The sequence below is a fragment of the Methanobrevibacter sp. TMH8 genome, from assembly GCF_020148105.1.
Taxonomy (GTDB): Archaea; Methanobacteriota; Methanobacteria; order Methanobacteriales; family Methanobacteriaceae; genus Methanobinarius.
Genome location: NZ_JAHLZE010000034.1, coordinates 106,550 through 123,682 on the forward strand (window position 1 = coordinate 106,550; position 17,133 = coordinate 123,682).

Sequence of the window (17,133 nt, forward strand, 5' to 3'; positions counted from 1 at the left end):
AAGTATTTTCATATGTTTATTATTAAATTTTATACTAGGAGATGATTATTATCGAGGTTTCTACTAAAAAATGCACTAAACCTTTAAGAGAGGTTGAAGTCGATTATGAAATTGACAATAGTAAGTGCGAGATATGCAAAGACAAACCTTGTCTTGAAGCTTGTCCAGTAGAAGCTATCTACATAGATTCTGAAAATGACCTTACTAAGATTAATGAGAAATGTTTTGGATGTGTTTTATGTAGAAAAGCTTGTCCTTATGATGCAATAAATATAGAAACAAAATTAGCTGACCCAATTAGAGAGAATATTCCTAATATTAATTCTAAACTTTGTAGGGCATGTGGGGCTTGTGTTTCTTCTTGTAAAACTGGAGCTATTCATTTAACTTCTTCTGGAAGTGAAGAAGTTCATAGTGAAATAGATGAAGATAAATGTGTTAGATGTGGATATTGTTTTAGATCTTGTCCTACTGATGCAATTAAATATGGAGAAATTCTTCCAAGAACAGTTTCTGGTGGAAGAGCAATTGTTGTGAACCAAAAAGATTGTATTGGATGTATGACCTGTACAAGAATATGTCCTTCTCGTGGAGCAATAAATATAGGTAAAACAAGTAAATTACCATATATTGATCCCTCATATTGTGCTAGGTGTGAAGAATGTATGGAAGTTTGTCCTTCCTCAGCTATTAAATATTCTTCCCGTAAAAAAGCTTATGAATCCTTTAACAAAATTAGATCATTGGAAATAGCTTCTAGTATTATTGATAAAGACATTAAAAAATTATCTAATGATATTTCTAAAATCGATTCTTTATTAGCTAATTTAGTTGGTGTTTTATCTTCTAATACAGAAAATCAATTTGAAATTAATGTAACTGATAGAATCACTAAAGAATTAGATAATACTACTTCATCTGATATTGTTGTAGTTGAAATGAAAGACTTAGTGGAATATTTCCCACCAATTCGTAAAATTAAGGTTTTTGAATATTCTTGTATTGGATGTGGTGAATGTATTAGTGTTTGTCCAGTAAATGCTATTTGGCTCGAAGCTCCTTCTCCAATTCACATTGATGAAAAATGTGTTTTCTGTGGAAAATGTGTTCCAAGATGTCCTGTAACAGCTATTGAATTAATCGAAGACTTCTTTGAAATTCGTGATGATGATATTTACTTTATTAGAAGAAATATTACTGATGTTAGGGATGGTGAATTTGAGATTCATAAGAATCTATGTCAAGCCTGTGGAGTTTGTGTAAACCAATGTCCTGTAGATGCATTAACTTTAAAAAATGATGAAATCTATGTAAATCAAGATTTATGTATTTCTTGTAGAGAATGTGAAGCATTATGTCCAGTTAATGCTATAAAAATAGATTTAAATAATGAATAATTTTATTGTTAATTTTATAATATAATATATAAATTTATATATCAATTCATAATATTTATATTCAAATATTTTATTTATTTTATATTATTTTTAGTTATGGAGGAATTATTTGCTGAAAAAATTATTTGTCACTGATTGTGAAGGACCTTTATCCTTAAATGATAATGCATATGAACTTGCTAAAGAATTTATTCCAGAAGGTGATGAATTTTTTAGGATAATTAGTTTATTTGATGATTATTTAGTTGATATTGTTAAAAAAGCAGATTATAATTCTGGTAATACACTTAAACTTATTGCTCCCTTTTTTAAAGCATATGGTGTAACTAATGAAGATATTGTCAAGTTTTCTAAAGAAAATATTTTCTTCATTGATGATGCTTCAGACACTATTGAATTAGCTAAAAAATCTATGGATTCTTTTATAGTTAGTACTAGTTATGGTCAATATATTGAAGCTGTATGTAATAATTTAAGTTTTCCATTTGAAAATACATTTTACACATTAATTGATTTAGATAACTTTGAGATTTCTAATGAAGAAATTGAAAAATTATATGAATTTAAAGATATTATTTCACAAATAGCTGAAAGAGAAAAAAAAGAAGGATCTCTGGATGTTGATCAACTGAATAAAATATTCTTTGAAGAGATCCCAAAAATGAATATAAATAAGTTAACTGACAGTATTATATGTGTTGGAGGAATTGAAAAACAAAAAGCTATTGAAGAGATATTGTCTAGTTTTAATCTTGAGAAAAGTGGTTTAATGTATGTTGGAGATAGTCATACTGATATTGAACCTTTAAAGTTTGCAAAAGAGCATGGAGGAATCGCTGTTTCTTTTAATGGTAATGAAGCTGCTGTGAAAGAATCTGAAATAGCTATTATATCTGAAAATACAATAGCAACTTCTCTTTTAATTGATCTTCATAGTAAATTTAACAAAGATTATGTTTTGGAATTTGTTAAATCATATTCTTCAGATCCTAAACGAGCTTTTGAGAGTTTTAGAATTGGATTTGCGTTAATTGATAAATTCAATGAAATATTCTCAGATAAAGATTTACCTATTATTGAAATTATAACTGAAGATAATATTGATGATATCATAAATGAAAGTATAGAAATGAGAAAAAAAATACGTGGGCTTAATATTGGTTCTTTGGGATAATTTTAGAATTTTAAACTAATTTTAGGATTTTAAAGTAATTTAAGAATTTTTAACTAATTTTAGAATTAAATTTATAGTCTATGGATTTTGTAATAATGGTGTTTAATAATGAATAAAGGTATAATTGAAGATACTTTTGCAGAATGTTTTTCTGGAAAGTATATAAGGGCTTTGATTACTGCAGAAGATGATGAAACTCTTAAAAAAGCTGCATATGATTCTACTTCAACTCCTGGTGCAGTTATTGGAAGAATTGAAGGAGGAGTTGAAAGATTTGTTGGAAAAAATGAAACTCCTGATGGTAGAAAAGGGGTTATTGTCCAATATTGGTTTGGGCTTGATGATCTGGAAAAATTTGAACTAGAGTTATCTTATAGAATTCGTCAAGACATTTTAGTAAAACCATTTACACGAATGTTTAGCTATCCAAAAGAGTCTGATTCTAAGGGATCTATTGGGACAATGAAACAAGTTGGTCATTGTGGGGATGGATATGAATGGATAGAAAATAAATTTGATCGTGAGATGATTAATGTTCCAATAGCTGTTCCTGACTTTCAAATTGAATCAAAACTTGTATATGATGAAGGAATTATGGGAGCTAACTTTTGGTATATGTGTAAAACAAAAGAAGCTGTACTTGGTGCTGGTGAATTAGCTATTGATGCGATAATGGATGTTGAAGGGGCAATATCTCCTTTTGGAATTTGTTCAGCTGCTTCTAAGACTGAAACTAACTATCCATGGATCGGTCCAACTACTAATCACCCATTTTGTCCTTCTTTAAAGAAAGATATATCTGAAATTTCTAAAGTTCCTGATTCTGTTAATTATATTCCTGAAATTGTTATTAATGGAACTGACATGGAAATAGCTAAATTAGCTATGAAAAATGCTATTGAATCTATTTTAGATAGTGTTTATGCTTCAGACATTGTAAAAATTTCTGCAGGGAATTTTAATGGTAAATTAGGTCAATATAATATTAATTTATTAGATCTTTTTTAAGAATTATTTTATTAAATCTCATTTATTTGATTTTCTAAGAAATATATTATTGATAAAAAATATATAACTTTATAGAATCTTTAGAGGTGTTTTAATGAGTGTTTTTGATGATAATATTCAAGTAGATATTATTGGATTTGGAGCTTTAAATCTTGATAAAATGTATTATGTAACTGATATTGCATGTCATGATGAAGAAAGTTATATTAAAGACTATGATGCAAATCCTGGAGGTTCTGCTGCTAATACTATTATTGGACTTTCTCGTTTAGGGATTTCTACTTCCTATATTGGTAAAGTAGCTGATGATGAAGAAGGGGAAATACTCGAAATGAATTTAATTTCTGAAGGTGTTTTTGTTAATAATTTAATTGAAGCTGAAAAAGGTAACTCTGGAAAAGTTATTGGTTTTATTGATGAAAATGGTGAACGTGCACTATATGTTGAGTCTGGTGTTAATGATGAAATAAAGATTGATGAAATTCATATTGATCATATTAATACAGCTAAGATAATGCATTTTTCTTCTTTTTTTGGTGATTCTTTTAATACTCAAAATGAACTTATTGATTATCTTCCAGATTCTATGATATTAAGTTTAGATCCTGGAATGTTTTACGCTAAAAAAGGAATAAATCTCCTAAAAAAAATATTAAATAGAACTAATATCCTTCTTATTAATGAAACTGAACTTAAAATACTGTTTGAAGAATATTATTCTAAAATTGATGCTATTAATTCAGATGAAAAATTGACATTTAGAGATTTAGCAGTTCATATTCTTGATGATGGAATAGGTACTGTTGTTGTTAAAAGAGGAATAAAAAGTGTCTATGCTATTAATAATAATGAAGAAGTAAAAGTTCCTATATTTGAAACTGATGTTATTGATACAACTGCTGCTGGTGATTCTTTCAATGCTGGGTTTTTATATTCTTATTTAAAAGGATATTCTCTAGAAAAATCTTGTTTAATTGGAAACTGGATAGCTTCTAAATGTGTGGAAAATATTGGTACTAATGGACTTCCTTATAAAAAAGAGTTAGAAGAATTTGAAAAAAATATTAATTCTGAAATATGAAAATATAATTAATTTATGAGCTAAATTCTTTAAATATTTTTAGATATGTTTTAATTAAGTAGTTTGATATGAATATCTTTAAATATTTTTAGATATGTTTTTATTATTTAATAGCTTTGTATTATGAATATTTTTGAATATATTGTAGAATATTAACAATAAGATAATAATATATATTAGAAATATTAAAATAATTATAATAGAATAATATATAATTAATTAATGAAGATAGGTTTATTGAAAGTTAGTTTATGCTTTTTAATATAATTATTTAATAAATTAATTATTTATTTATTAATTATTTAGTAAATATTATTTATTTAGTTAATAAATCTTCATCAACGATTTAAATGTTAACTTTACGATTTAATATATATAAATATGATTTAAGCTATGATCAATTAATAGATCCATTATCTGTTAATGATTGTGAGGGAAATTATGGAAATAAAACTTAAAAAACAAATGAAAAATCTTGAAAAAGAGGTTATTCTCAAATCTGTTGATTTAGATGATGATATTGACGACTTTGAAGTTGATATTGGGGCTTATGAAGCAGATGATAAATTTATTACTGTTTCTCCAAGATGTGTTAGGTGTAATCTTTGTTTTGAAGAATGTCCTGTTAATGCAGTATCTCCTCCAACTTTCGTAAAAAGAGCTAAAATTGAAGATAATTGTGTAAAATGTGAAATATGTGCTCAATCTTGCCCAGTTTCTTGTATTTATGTTATGGAAACTAAATCAAAGATGGATGGGGAAGAAAAAGAAATTAATTATCAATTAAAAGAAACTAAAGTTCCGCATCGTGTTCTTAGAATGGATAGTATTTTAATTGACAGAACTAAGTGTGAAAACTGTAAAAATTGCATTAAATTCTGTCCAACTAATGCTATTACTCTTAAAGACAAATCAATAATTGAAGCAGCTGATAACACTAGTTATCCTTATCTTGAAAATGAAAAATATCCTTATATAGAAGAAAAACTCTGTGTAGGTTGTGGGTCTTGTGCAAACCTTTGTCCCAATAATGGTATAACTTTAGAAAGGGTTTTAGGACCTATTTTTGTAACTAAAAGTCTTTGTATTGATCAAGATGCTTGTGTGCAATGTTTTTTATGTGAAGAAACATGTCCTGTCGATGCAATCAAGCTAGAAGGAGATAAAGTGATTTTAGACGATGAAAAATGTATTAAGTGCAATGTTTGTTCTAGTAAATGTCCTGTAAATGCATTAAGTTTAAAAAATTTATCTACTGATTGATAATATTAATAGTGAAGTTAATTAATTGCAATTAATGATTAATGTTATATTTAAGGTTATAATAATGGCTATATTAAGTCTATATTAGGCTATTTTAAGGTTATATTAAGGTTATATTAAGATTTTATTAAGATTTTTATTAAAATTATATAAAGTTTATATATTACAGTTATTTGAGGAATTTTTATGAAAGTAAAAGAAATGATGGATAAAGATTTCATCTATGTATATCCAGAAGACACAATTGTAGATGTTTCTATAAAGATGGAGAAATCAAGAAGATTTACTACACCAGTTGTGAGTCAAGATTTGAAACTTCAGGGATGGTTAACTTCTTTAGATATTACTCGTGGTTTGAGAGATGGAGTGAATAAAGTATCTGAAATTATGCATTCTAAAGAAAAAATTAAATATTTGCATGAAAATGATCCTTCTAGACTAGCGGTTATTGAAACTTCTGATAATAAGTTAATTAGTATTCCTATTCTTAATGATGATGAAGTTGTTACAGGAGTTATTCGCTCTTTTGATATTGTGGAAACTTTATCTTCTCTTTATGATGTAAAAGTTTCTAAACTTTATGAAGCTATGCAAGAAGAGCTTAAAGGTGTTACATGGGATGAATTAATGGAAGCATCTGCTATTATTAGTCGTAGAACTACTGGTAAACGTATTAAGCCAGAAGATTATGAAAGAAGAATTAAAAGTTCAACTTTTGGAGAAGCAATTTGGGCTACTGGTGGGCTTGAAAAATTCTTTGTTGGTTTAATTGCTGTTGGTGAGTTAGTAATAGCTAGAAAAATAGGAAAAGCTAGAAAATAATCTTATGAAAAGGAGTTTAATATGAGTAAATTTAATGAATATCAAGATAAGACAGTTCTTGTTACTGGAGGAGCAGGGTGTGTTGGTAGTAATTTATCAAAAAGAATAGCTAATATTGGTGCTGAGAAAGTTATTATCCTTGATAATATGTCTTCTGCATATGAATGGAATCTGCCTATAGAAGAAAATATTGAGTTTGTTAAGGGAGATATTCTTGATGAAGCTGCTTTAAAAAGAGTCTTTAAAGAGAGGCCTTCTCATGTATTTCATTTAGCTGCACACTTTGCTAATCAAAATAGTGTAGATAATCCTGAAAAGGATTTAATGGTTAATGGCATTGGTATTCTTAAAGTTTTACAAAATGCACAGTTAGTTGGTGTGGATCGTTTTGTTTATTCATCTTCTGGTTGTGGAGTTTATGGTCTTGATTCTAAAATGCCTTTTGAAGAACATGATATTTCTATTTCTCTCCACACTCCTTATCAAGTTACAAAATTACTTGGAGAGCTATATACAAACTATTTCAATAATCTTTATGAAATGCCAATAGTAAATGCAAGATTTTTCAATGTTTTTGGACCTGGTGAAGTTCCAGGTAAATATAGAAATGTAATTCCAAACTTTTTCTATTGGTCTATGACAAATCAGGCACTTCCTATAACAGGAGATGGAAGTGAAACTAGAGATTGGACTTTTGTTGGGGATATTGTTAATGGTCTCTTAGCTATGGGTATTGAAGAAAAAGCTATTGGTGAAGCTATAAATTTAGGTTCTGGTAAAGATAATCAAGTTATTGACATGGCTAACAAAGTTAACACTCTTACTGGAAATAAAGAAGGAATAGCTTACAGAGCAAGACGTAATTGGGATGCTAAAACTAAACTTTTGTCTTCTATTGAAAAAGCTAAGGATATTCTTGATTATAAACCTTCCGTTTCATTTGATGAAGGGTTAAAATATACTCATAAATGGTTTGTTGATAATTGGGAAAATATTGAAGAAAGTGCAGAATTTGATTATTAGAATTTATTTAATTAAATAATTTCTAATTATCTTTTTATTATTTATTATTAGTTTTTAAATTACTAATTTATTGTTTATTAGTTATTTAGTGAATTATTAGTTATTAATTTATTATTAATGGATTATTTTTATTTAAATTAGTGAACTATTGTTTGTTAATTTAAAATATATTATTTTATTATAGATTTTTAATTAAATTTTTAATTAATATAATTTGGAGGTTTAAAATGAATTATAAAGAATGTATTGACTTTGCTAATGAAAATCCTGTAGCTTGGTTAGCTACTTCTGATAAAGATCAACCTCATGTGAGAGCTATGGGTATGTGGTTTGCTGCTGAAACTGGCTTTTATTTTCAAGCATCTACTGTGAAAGAATTAGTTAATCAAATTAAGGAAAATCCTAAAATTGAAATAGCATTTTTTAGACCAGATGAAGGTACTGGTAAAATGCTTAGAGTTGAAGGAAAAGCAGAAATTATCAAGGATATTGGAATGAAAAAGAAATGTTTAGAAGATAGGCCATTTTTAAAAGACTTAGGTTTAACTGCTGAGAGTGATGAGCTATTTTTATTTAGAATTCACCATGGAAAAGCTCATTTCTGGACTATGGAAACAAACTTGCTTCCTAAAGAAATAATTGAGTTTTAATATTTTATATTTTTCAATATTTTGAATATTTTCAATATTTTTATTATTTTCATTTTTAAATCATTTAAACTTTAATATATTTAAATCTTCAAATTTTCAAATATTTAAATAGCAAATCATTAAGATATTGTAAATATTTTAATTTTTTTTAAATTATGTATTTTTTGTAATTTTTTATATATTTTTATTTATTTTTATTTATTTTTATATTTTTTAATATTTCAGATATTTTTTAGATATTAAACTGGATATCTATTTTAAATATTTTAAATATTAAGATTATATTAGATATTGTATTAGATAATTATTTTAAATATAAGAATTAATTAGATAATATGAAAATTTTAGTTGTTCAAGAATCAGACTGGATAGAAAGAAATCCTCATCAACAACATCATCTTATGGATAGGTTAGCTATTAGAGGTCATGAGATTCATGTAATTGATTATCCAATTGATTGGCCGAAAGAATCTTCTAAAGGATTAATATATCCTAAAAAAACTTTCCATAACATATCTAAAGTTGATGAAAGAGCCAATATTCAAGTTATTCGCCCAGGATTTATTAAACTTCCTATTTTGAGCTATGTGTCTTTAGCTAATTCTCATAGAAATGAAATCAATAAACAAGTTAAAGAATTTAAACCTGATGTTATTGTTGGTCTTGGTCTTATGAATGCTTATATAGCTTCTAAAATAGCTAAAAAGAATAATATTCCATTTATTTATTATTTAATTGATGTATTATATACATTAATTCCTGAAAAATCCTTACAATCTTTTGGAAAACGAGTTAATGAAAAAGCAGTATCTAATTCTGATCTAGTAATTACAATTAATGAACAACTTAGAACTTTAGCTATTGAACTTGGTGCTCCTAGGGATAATACTATTATAATTGATGCTGGGATTGATTTTGACTCTTATAATCCTGACTTAGATGATACTGCAATTAGAAATGAATGGGGTATTAATGAAGATGATACTGTTCTTTTCTTTATGGGATGGATTTATAATTTTGCAGGTATGAAAGAATTAGCTATTGAGCTAGGTAAGAAAAAAGAGGATTATCCTAATATGAAAATAGTCATCGTTGGTGATGGTGATGCCTATGATGATATGGTTAAAATTAAAAAAGAATATGAAATGGATAATCAGCTAATTTTAACAGGCAAACAACCTTACACTAAGATTCCTGAGTTTTTAGCTATGGCAGATTTTTGCCTTCTTCCAGCTTACATTGATGAAGAGATAATGCAAGATATTGTACCAATTAAACTATATGAGTATTTAGCTATGAAAAAAGTTGTAATAGCTACTAAACTCCCTGGTATATTTAAAGAATTTGGTGAAGATCATGGTATTGAATATATTAATGAAGCTAAGGAGGTTTTATCTCTTGCTCAATTGATTCTTGATAATGGAAATTATGAAAAAATAGCTAACTCTGGTCGTGAATTTGTTAAAGATAATGATTGGAATGTTATCACTGATAATTTTGAGAAAGTTTTACTTAATTTAATCAATAATATTGATTTTAATTAATTTTTTATAATATTTTATAATATTTTATAATTTTTTATAATTTTTTATAATTTTAATAATAGTAGGGTATTGTTAAAATTAAATTATTTAATTATGATGTTGAAAATCAAGGTAAATAATGATTCATTTTTTTCCATTAATTTTAATTACCTTAGTTTTAATTAACATTATTAAAACTTCTAATAATGAAATTAGTAATTTGAATTTGTCTAGAATTATTATATTTATCTAATTTTTAACATTTTACTTAATTTGATTCCTGAAGTTTATGAAATTCAATGGAATAAGTCATTATTGTTTTTAATCTTCATTATAGGCTTTATAACTTTATTTTGTAAAGTTTTTTCTACTTTACTCATACAATAATACTTTTTATTTATATTTTGGTCATTATATAGCTAATTATATATAACACTTAAAACATATTTATTAATATATTAATATGAAGACTAATTTAAGGTGGTTTTTATGAAAGAAAATGTATTTTATGGAAAAGGAATGGCTCCAGTAAAAAAAGATTTTCCTGAAATTTATGATGCTATTGTTGAATTAAACGATGCAGTATATACAGGAAAAGTTCTCGATTATAAAACTCAAAAATTAATAGCTGTAGCTATAACTGCATCTAATTCGGATGATCGAGCTATTAAAAAACAATTCCAAAGTGCCATCCAAGAACTTGGAGCTACAAAAGATGAACTTATGGATGTTTTAAGAATTGTTTTATTAACTTCAGGCATGCCTCCTTTTGTAAAGGCAGTACGAATCTTATATGAAGTTACTGATTAATAATACAATTTTTTATAATTTATTTATATTTTCTTATTTACATTTTTTATTAAGATTATTTTATTCTATTTTATTTTACTTTATTATAATTTATTCTACATTTCTATAATTTATATAATTTATAAAATTTTTAAAATTTTTTATTTTAATAGGGTTGAAATTTCATAGAAAGCTTTTTATATATGTATCATTAAATATCTTGTTATCATCTAAATTTAGCTTTTAACTTTAGATGTGTTTTTAATTTAAATTAAATAAAACTCTTTTTTGGGATAAATTCCCATGGATGTGGCCAGTTATAACTCGGCTGAACAAGAGGTGTATAAATGTACAAATATATTAGAGATGCGTGGAAAAATCCAGATAAGTCTTATGTGAGAGAACTTATGTGGCAAAGAGCTCCTATTTGGAGACGTGAAAAAGTAATTCAAAGAATCGACAGACCTACAAGAATTGATCGTGCTAGATCTCTTGGTTACAAAGCTAAAAAAGGTTATGTTGTTGTTAGAACCAGAGTACGTCGTGGTGGAAGAAGAAAATCTCGTTTTACTGCAGGTCGTAGACCAAAACGTATGGGTGTAAATAAAATAACTCCTTCTAAATCTATTCAAAGAATAGCTGAAGAACGTGTAGCTAAAAAATATCCAAACATGGAAGTTTTAAACTCTTACTGGGTATGGTCTGATGGTAAATTCAAGTTCTTTGAAGTTATCTTAGTAGATCCACAAAGTCCTTCTATCATCAATGACAATAAAATCAATTGGATTTGTGAAAAACAGCATAAAAGTAGAGCTCTTAGAGGTTTAACAAGTGCTGGTAAAAAAGGTAGAGGGCGTAAAACTAGAGGAAAAGGCTCTGAAAAGAGACATTAACATTAATAAAACAAGTTAATTCTTGTTTTTATTTTTATTTTTATTTTTTATTCTTTTTATTATTTTTATTAACTTTTTTATTTCTTTATAAGTTTTTTTACTGTTTTTCTTCTTCTTGTTTGTTTTTGATATCTTTTTTAGATTTTTTGATATTTATCTTAGATTTTTTCAATAATTATATTTTTAATATAAATATTTATATTACTTAAAGTTCAATTATTATTACTAATTTATTTTCATGTTTTTTACTTTTAAATATTTATAAAATAATAATTTAAAAATCATCAATACTATAAATAACATGTGAGATACAATATAATATGATAAAAAGAAGTCATGATCAAGTGCAGATTCATGATAAAATTGTTATAAAGCTATGATGAAAATAGATTTCTCAGTTGTAATAATGCTTAATAGATTTTAATCGATAATTATTTATAATTATTTACATTAATTTACATTAATTTAAATCAATTTATGTTATTGATACTATGATTCACAATATAAGATACAGAATCTTTGTTTATGAAGATGAAGATGAGGAAAAATTAATTGAAGGATTAAAAAACATTCTTCCTACAGCTAAAATTGAACGTGAAATAGCTGAAGGCATGTTGGAAGATGAAATCGTGATTTTATCTGGAAAAATTGATAAAAAGAGAGAAACTAAAGAATTCTTAAAAACCCTCTTAGATATGGACAAAGATTCTTTAGAAAAATTATCTAATGATCTTGAAAGAAAGATAGATAAAAATGGAAATCTTTTCCTTAGGTTTTCAAAGACTTCTGCTTGTGAAGAAAAATGGGAAATTTGTGATACTGGTGATTCAATACATCTTAAAATTAAAATAGCTGCTTATCCTGCAAAAAAAGAAATAGCTATAAATTTATTAAATGAGGCTCTTAATGAAGTATTATGATTTAAATATCAAAGGGAATAGCTATGAACAAAATAAAGAACTTATTTTAGAAGGCCATAGATTAGGTTGGGATTATTTTAATATACTTTTTAATCCTGAAAAATATGAAGTGGCTATAAAATATAAGGATCAATTAATAGCTGAAATAAATGATATTTTAACTGATATTGAATATCATAAAAGGGAATATTCTAAAAGGGAAATATATATTGAATTTGGAATTGAAGTCAGGGCTAAAAATCAAAATGAAGTTTATAAAATTCCTCGAAAGTATAGGGAAAAAACTAAATTTATAGCTGTTTTGGGTGGCGATCTTGGAATAAATCGTGCTGTTTGTGAAAATAGGCAGATTGATATATTATCTAGACCTTATCTTAAACAAAGAACTTGTGGAATTAATCATGTTTTAGCTAAAGAAGCTAGAAAAAATAATGTAGCAATTGAACTTTGCTTTAATGATATTTCATCTAGTTACTTAAGTTATAGGGCCAAAATCATGGCTCATTTTCGTGAAATTATTAAATTATATCAAAAATTTAGATTTCCATTAATAATAACTACTGGTTCCTCTTCTATTTGGGATATTAAATCTCCAAGGGATATTTTTGCTGTATTTAAATCATTAGGATTAACTGAAGATGATTTGAATAAATGTTTTTTTGATTATCCTAATAATATTGTTAAATTTAATAATGAACGGGAAAATATGGTTATTTTAGGTGTTAAAAAAATAGATAAGGATAAAGAAATATATAAGAATATACATAAAAAGGATAATATGGAGGATAAACTATGAAGCTTAAGATTTTACCTCCAACACTTAGAATTAACAATCATTATTTATCTTTAGATATTAAATCTGAATCTGAAATTAATAAAGACGAACTTGTTTCAGCTATTTGGTTTGGGTGTCTTAGATTATATGGTGAAATTGAAACAAGCGCATTTAATTTATGGTTAATGAGATTTTATTCTAATAATTCTTATAAAAATGATAATAATATTTGTAATAATAAAGAGAATAATCATGATATATATGATAATAATAAAAACACTCAATTTAATAATGATTTATCTTATTATCACTATAAAGCTGTTCTTCGTTGCCAAAGAGGATATGAAGACAAAGTTCGTGGGAGTTTGGCTTTATTGACAAAATATAATCATAAAAAAATAGCTATTTCTACTATAGGTATTTCTGGTACTATAGCTTCATCAATAGAAAAGTTTATTAAGTAAGATGTACATAATTAAGTAGGTATAAACAAAAAGAAAATATCTATCACTAAATCATGGAGGTTTAGTTTAATTTTAAAATTTGGATTTTTAATTTAAACATATTTAAAATGCGATTTTTGTTTATAATTTTTAAAATTAATGTATATTAATAAATTTTTTAATAAGCATGTTATTAAAACATAATTAATTAAATTATATTTTTAAAAAATTATATTTTTAGAATTGTATAGAATTATTAAATAATATAATAATTAAATAATACTTATATTAATAAATTATATTAAAATTATACAATATATATTAAAATATATAATTAAATTAAAATATATTAAAATATATTAAATTATCATTAAATATTAAAATAACTAATTACTAAAAACAATGAGAGGTATTAGATTATGCAACCTTTACAAAATGCTGGATATGATAGGGCGATTACTGTCTTCAGCCCAGATGGAAGACTTTTCCAAGTTGAATATGCAAGAGAGGCAGTAAAAAGAGGTACAACATCTCTTGGTGTAAAATCAAAAGAAGGTATTGTTCTTCTTGTTGATAAAAGAACTACAAGTAATCTTGTAGAAACTAAATCCATTGAAAAAATCTTCCAAATTGATGAACATATTGGAGCAGCTACATCAGGTCTTGTAGCTGATGCAAGAGCATTAATTGAAAGAGCAAGAATGGAATCTCAAATTAATAAAATTACTTATAATGAACCAATTAGAGTTGAAACTTTAGCTAAAAAAATCTGTGATATGAAACAGATGTATACTCAAAATGGTGGAGTACGTCCATTTGGTTCTGCACTTATTATAGGTGGAGTAACTAATGGTGGATGTAAACTCTTTGAAACTGATCCAAGTGGAGCATTAATTGAATATAAAGCTACTGCTATAGGTTCTGGAAGAACTGCAGCTATGGATGTATTTGAAGAGAATTATAAAGAAGATTTAACAATTAACGAAGCTATTGATTTAGCTCTTGATGCAGTGTATGAAGCTACCGAAGGTAAAACTACTGTTGAAAGTGTTGAAATAGCTGTTATTGATAAAGAAACTAAAAAATATAGAAAAGTTTCTGATGAAGAAGTAGCTAATCATGTCGAAGCTCTTCTTGCAAGAAATGAATCTAAAGATATTTCTGATGAAGAAATAGAAGATGAAGAATAAATTATTTATTAATTTACTATTTCTAGTTTATTAATATAGTTTACTAGTTTTAGTTTATTGATTATAGTTTTTATTCATTATTTATTTCTTATTTTCTTTATTTTCAATTTCCTTTTTATTCAATTTCCATTTTCTTATTTTTGAAATGGAAACTGATTATAATAATAGAATTTTTCTAAATTGAATTATTTATAATTTATAAGGATTTTATAATTTAGAATGATTTTATAATTTAAAGGTATTAAAATAAAAGAAACTTATATGAAATAAGAGGAAAAATCATGGTTAATATTGATGAAGCTATTATAGCTAGATTAGAATCTCATGGTGAGAAATTTGAGATTTTAGTAGATCCTGATTTGGCTGCTGATTTTAAAAATCCTGAAAAAGATAGTGTAGCTATTGAAGAAGTTTTAGCTGTTGAAGGTATTTTTAAAGATGCAAAAAAAGGAGATGCATCTTCAGATGAGGCTATGATTAAGGTATTTGATAATACTGATGTTTTAGAAGTTGCAACTGAGATAATCAATAAAGGACATATTCAACTTACTGCTCAACAAAAAAGGGATATGCAGGAAGAAAAAAGGTTAATGGTTATTAATAAAATAGCTAGAGAAGCTATTAACCCTCAAAATGGTCTCCCTCATCCAGTAACTAGGATTCAAAATGCAATGGAAGAAACTAAAGTTAAAATTGATCCTTTCAAATCTGTTGATGAACAAGTTCAAATGGTTCTAAAGGCAATAAAAGTTAAAATCCCTATTAGATTTGAACATGTGAAAATTGCTGTAAGATTACCGGGTTCTGCTACTGGAAATGCTTTTTCATCCATATCTAAATTTGGTAAGATTTTAAATGAAGAATGGCAACAAGATGGTTCTTGGATAGCTGTTGTTGAAATTCCTGGTGGACTCCAAGATAATTTTAGCCTTAAAATGGGTGAATTATCTGGTGGAGAAGCTGAAACTAAACTTATCAAATAAAAATTATTGATATTAAACTTACCTCTAAAATAAAATGCTAAGATTTTTAAAGTATGTTTTTTTGTATATTTTAAAAAAGTTTTCATTTTATTTTAGTAAGTTTATTATTTTAGGAAGTTTATTTAGAATTAATTATATTATGAAATTAATATTAGCCATGATTTTTTTCAAATTATTACATTAGTAACTATTTTAAATTTATATTCATAATTTATTACCCATGGGGGTATATAGTAGATGATACATGTTAAAGACAAAGAATTAGTTGTTCCAGGACAAATATTAGCTGAAGAGGGCTATTATTCTGGAAGAGGAACCTTTAAAGAAGGCAGTGGAGTTTGCTCATCTTTAATGGGTTTAGTCTCTCTTAGGAACAAGAAAATTAGTGTAATTCCTCTTAAGAGTAAATATGTTCCAAAGAAAGGAGATGTAGTAATTGGGGAGATAGATGATGTTCGATTCTCAATGTGGGGAGTAGATGTTAACTCACCTTATTCTGGAATATTACCTGCATCTGAAGTGTTTGGAAGAGAAAAAAAAGAATTGAGTAAAGTTTTCAATGTTGGAGATGTTCTTTTTTTAAGAGTAGTAGACGTGGATGAAGTTAAAAAAGTTAAATTAGGATTAAAAGGCCGAGGGATGGGTAAATTCCGTGGAGGAATTTTGGTTGATATTACTCCGACTAAAGTGCCACGTTTAATCGGTAAAAAAGGTTCTATGATTAATATGATTAAAGATAAGACCAAATGTAAAATTGTAGTTGGTCAAAATGGTCTTGTTTGGGTCAAAGGTGAAAAGAAAATGGAACAAATCACCAAAAATATCATTAATCTTATTGAAGCTGAAGCTCATACATCTGGTCTTACTAATAGAATTAGAGATAAACTTTATCTTTTAGTTGATGGTAAATTACCTGAACAAGAAGAAGAGTTTGAAATTTCTTCTGATGATTTAGAGTCTATTGATGATACTGAGAAAATTAATGATAGGGTCAATAATGATAAAAATAATAATGATAAATCAGCTGATGTAGATATTTCTGATTCTGATAATGAAGAAGCTGATGTATTGGAAAAACCAAGACTAGAAAATATCAAAGAAGAGATTGAAGCTGAAATAAATGGATCTGAAGATGATAACATATCTAAAAAGCAAAAAACTAGTTATTTAGACACATTTAATCATTTGAAAGCTCAAAA

At 26.2% G+C, this 17,133-nt stretch carries 16 protein-coding genes and 1 pseudogene; all 17 read left to right on the forward strand.

All coding sequences use genetic code 11. The annotated features are described in order from the left end of the window. Nucleotides 1–41 precede the first annotated feature (41 nt). Nucleotides 42–1,397 carry a 4Fe-4S binding protein gene (locus KQY27_RS07250; RefSeq protein WP_224425905.1) on the forward strand — a complete coding sequence of 452 codons (1,356 nt, stop codon included), beginning with the start codon at nt 42–44 and terminating at the stop codon, nt 1,395–1,397. A 109-nt stretch (nt 1,398–1,506) separates the two neighbouring features. Next, entirely contained in the window at nt 1,507–2,571 is a 1,065-nt protein-coding gene (locus KQY27_RS07255; protein WP_224425906.1) for an HAD hydrolase-like protein, read from the forward strand. Nucleotides 2,572–2,679: 108 nt separating this feature from the next. Next, nucleotides 2,680–3,579: a formylmethanofuran--tetrahydromethanopterin N-formyltransferase gene (locus KQY27_RS07260; protein ID WP_224425907.1), complete on the forward strand. Its 900-nt coding sequence runs from the start codon at nt 2,680–2,682 to the stop codon at nt 3,577–3,579. A gap of 94 nt (nt 3,580–3,673) precedes the next feature. After that, complete coding sequence (locus tag KQY27_RS07265) at nt 3,674–4,660, forward strand: PfkB family carbohydrate kinase (protein ID WP_224425908.1); 987 nt, start codon at nt 3,674–3,676, stop codon at nt 4,658–4,660. A gap of 441 nt (nt 4,661–5,101) precedes the next feature. Next, nucleotides 5,102–5,923, forward strand: coding sequence for a 4Fe-4S binding protein (locus KQY27_RS07270; RefSeq protein ID WP_224425909.1), 822 nt, complete (start codon nt 5,102–5,104; stop codon nt 5,921–5,923). Nucleotides 5,924–6,109: 186 nt separating this feature from the next. Beyond that, nucleotides 6,110–6,745: a CBS domain-containing protein gene (locus KQY27_RS07275; RefSeq protein ID WP_224425910.1), complete on the forward strand. Its 636-nt coding sequence runs from the start codon at nt 6,110–6,112 to the stop codon at nt 6,743–6,745. A gap of 21 nt (nt 6,746–6,766) precedes the next feature. Then, nucleotides 6,767–7,768, forward strand: a complete 1,002-nt coding sequence (locus KQY27_RS07280) for an NAD-dependent epimerase/dehydratase family protein (protein ID WP_224425911.1) — start codon at nt 6,767–6,769, stop codon at nt 7,766–7,768. Nucleotides 7,769–7,995: 227 nt separating this feature from the next. Further along, a complete protein-coding gene (locus KQY27_RS07285; protein WP_224425912.1) occupies nt 7,996–8,418 on the forward strand; it encodes a pyridoxamine 5'-phosphate oxidase family protein in 423 nt (140 codons plus the stop codon). A 335-nt stretch (nt 8,419–8,753) separates the two neighbouring features. Next, nucleotides 8,754–9,962 (forward strand): glycosyltransferase, encoded by a 1,209-nt coding sequence (locus tag KQY27_RS07290; protein ID WP_224425913.1) that lies wholly within the window; start codon nt 8,754–8,756, stop codon nt 9,960–9,962. Nucleotides 9,963–10,430: 468 nt separating this feature from the next. Beyond that, nucleotides 10,431–10,751 (forward strand): carboxymuconolactone decarboxylase family protein, encoded by a 321-nt coding sequence (locus tag KQY27_RS07295; protein WP_224425914.1) that lies wholly within the window; start codon nt 10,431–10,433, stop codon nt 10,749–10,751. Nucleotides 10,752–11,077: 326 nt separating this feature from the next. Beyond that, nucleotides 11,078–11,623 carry a 50S ribosomal protein L15e gene (locus KQY27_RS07300; RefSeq protein ID WP_224425915.1) on the forward strand — a complete coding sequence of 182 codons (546 nt, stop codon included), beginning with the start codon at nt 11,078–11,080 and terminating at the stop codon, nt 11,621–11,623. Nucleotides 11,624–12,114: 491 nt separating this feature from the next. Next, on the forward strand, nt 12,115–12,543 hold the full coding sequence (locus KQY27_RS07305; RefSeq protein ID WP_224425916.1) for an RNA-binding protein: 429 nt from the start codon (nt 12,115–12,117) through the stop codon (nt 12,541–12,543). Continuing rightward, on the forward strand, nt 12,530–13,339 hold the full coding sequence (locus KQY27_RS07310; protein ID WP_224425917.1) for an RNase P subunit p30 family protein: 810 nt from the start codon (nt 12,530–12,532) through the stop codon (nt 13,337–13,339). Before KQY27_RS07305 ends, KQY27_RS07310 begins: the two co-directional genes overlap by 14 nt. Continuing rightward, a complete protein-coding gene (locus KQY27_RS07315) occupies nt 13,336–13,782 on the forward strand; it encodes an Rpp14/Pop5 family protein (RefSeq protein ID WP_224425918.1) in 447 nt (148 codons plus the stop codon). The genes KQY27_RS07310 and KQY27_RS07315 overlap by 4 nt, the downstream gene beginning before the upstream one ends. 398 nt (nt 13,783–14,180) lie before the next feature. Continuing rightward, nucleotides 14,181–14,951 (forward strand): archaeal proteasome endopeptidase complex subunit alpha, encoded by a 771-nt coding sequence (gene psmA, locus KQY27_RS07320; RefSeq protein ID WP_224425919.1) that lies wholly within the window; start codon nt 14,181–14,183, stop codon nt 14,949–14,951. Between the two features lie 281 nt (nt 14,952–15,232). Further along, entirely contained in the window at nt 15,233–15,934 is a 702-nt protein-coding gene (locus KQY27_RS07325; protein ID WP_224425920.1) for a ribosome assembly factor SBDS, read from the forward strand. Between the two features lie 237 nt (nt 15,935–16,171). After that, nucleotides 16,172–16,855: pseudogene (rrp4, locus tag KQY27_RS09275) on the forward strand (exosome complex RNA-binding protein Rrp4); the annotation flags it as partial. Nucleotides 16,856–17,133 lie beyond the last annotated feature (278 nt).